Source organism: Vibrio sp. SSH13-20 (assembly GCF_040104475.1).
Classification (GTDB): domain Bacteria; phylum Pseudomonadota; class Gammaproteobacteria; order Enterobacterales; family Vibrionaceae; genus Vibrio; species Vibrio harveyi.
Genome location: NZ_JBECOU010000035.1, coordinates 1 through 1,785, shown reverse-complemented (window position 1 = coordinate 1,785; position 1,785 = coordinate 1). Strand labels below are relative to the sequence as shown.

Sequence of the window (1,785 nt, the reverse complement as noted above, 5' to 3'; positions counted from 1 at the left end):
CACAGCTAACAAACTGTTTAAGAGTGATTCGCAACGCTTGGCATTTTTGCTATGCGTTGTGTTTTGTGTTTAAGGTAGCATGCGTTAGCTTCGGTAATGCGTTGCTCACACCTTAACAGGGCGTTATTTCCGCAACGGATCTCTCAGGCTGAATGTACGAGGTTGTAGCCTAAGAGTGAAAGTGACGGGGTAATAGGTTGGAAAAGCGGCGAAAAGGGCGAATATTGGTCATTTCCATGCTAGCCTTAAAGCGCTTTAAGCGCACCTTAATATGGCGCAGCAATTAAAGAGTGACGCTAAAGCGATTTAAGGTAGTGAGCTGCCAAATACTTCGGCTTCGATTTTTGCCTGCATACCGAAAATTTCTCGTCATATCAAAAGATTAGGCGTAAACATAGCCGACTTTAGTTGCGGAATAACAAGACGTTCAAGGCGATTCGAAACGCATTGGGTTTTTAGTGCCCAAATAGGCACGGATTTATCAGAGTTTATTTTAGGTTAGGGTGGATCTGCGTCTCTCACACCTTAACTGCGCGTTAGTACGGGTTTGACATCAAAGGTCATAAGTTTTGGTGTTTATCTGTCTTGGCGCTCGTATTTACACCTTTCAGTTAGTGCCTTTCACTTTCTTTCCGGTGGCACTATATGCGGAGTGTTCGCTTTGATTTCAGCGTTTACGGCTTCTAACTCTTAACCTATTTCTTTGGCGCTTCTTCATTTTCGTGGAGGCTTTTGAGAGAACCCTGATTACTTTTGGTGTGGCTGTTGAAGTACGAGGAAAGAATCCTTTTCTAATTTGAAGCTAGTGAAAGTAGGGCTGTTCAGTGTGTTTTTCTTCTAGCCAACTTTCGTCTTCCAATCGGGGTAAAGTTTTGTAGCTGCCCGTCTCACTTCAGTGTTCAAAGCCTTTCATATCATGCCAGTTTTCAATATCTTGGAGCGCATAAATAGAAGTAGCGCATGTACTAACAAATTGCTTAAGAGTGATTCGTAACGCGTGGCATTTTTACTTTGCGGTGGCTTATGGTGATTAAGGCGCTGTGCGGTAGCTTTTGTATTGCGTTACTCACACCTTAGCAAGGCGTTATGTGCTTAGAGGAAAATCGGTAGTGATAAGAGAAATGCATATCTCAGATTACTCGCAAGTAATCGGCTTGTGGTCAACAACAGAAGCGATGTTGCTGCGAGATGCAGATTCAAAGGAAAACATAGGTAAGTACCTAAAACGCAATCCAAATCTTAGTTTCGTCGCATTGGATGGTGACAATATTGTTGGTGCTATTTTAGTTGGGACTGATGGTCGTCGAGGTTATGTGCAGCATCTGGCTGTTGATTCAACTTTTCGAGGTAAAGGCGTTGGTGCAAAGCTCATATCTTCAGCAGTGGAAGCTCTATCAAAAATAGGTATAGCCAAGACGCATCTATTCGTCGCAAATGAAAACATTAATGCGCAGTCTTTCTACGAAAAATTAGGTTGGTTTCCTCGCGACGAAGTTCGTATGTTTTCTTTCAATTCATCTAACAGTGACAAGGTTTAGTACGCACATAACAAACTGTTTAAGAGTGATTCGCAACGCGTGGCATTTTTGCTATGCGTTGCGCTTAGTGTTTAAGGTGGCATGCGGCGGCTTCGGTATTGCGTTGCTCACACCTTAACAGGGCGTTAGCTGTTTAGAGGAAATAATGGAATTTGATGTAATACTAAACCAAGCAAGGTTATTGATTGGTGTAATTGTCAGCGTTACAGCTTGGTTTGTGACTTTTAAGACTATACGTAAATTTAAA

At 42.4% G+C, this 1,785-nt stretch carries 1 protein-coding gene; it reads left to right on the top strand.

Annotated elements, in window-relative coordinates; genetic code table 11:
- Positions 1-1,121 precede the first annotated feature (1,121 nt).
- Positions 1,122-1,538: a GNAT family N-acetyltransferase gene (locus ABMY42_RS26295; RefSeq protein ID WP_172580890.1), complete on the top strand. Its 417-nt coding sequence runs from the start codon at positions 1,122-1,124 to the stop codon at positions 1,536-1,538.
- Positions 1,539-1,785 lie beyond the last annotated feature (247 nt).

Coding starts and splice junctions, on each gene's coding strand:
- ABMY42_RS26295 (WP_172580890.1), top strand. CDS start 1,122: ATGCATATCTCAGATTACTCGCAAGTAATCGGCTTGTGGTCAACAACA.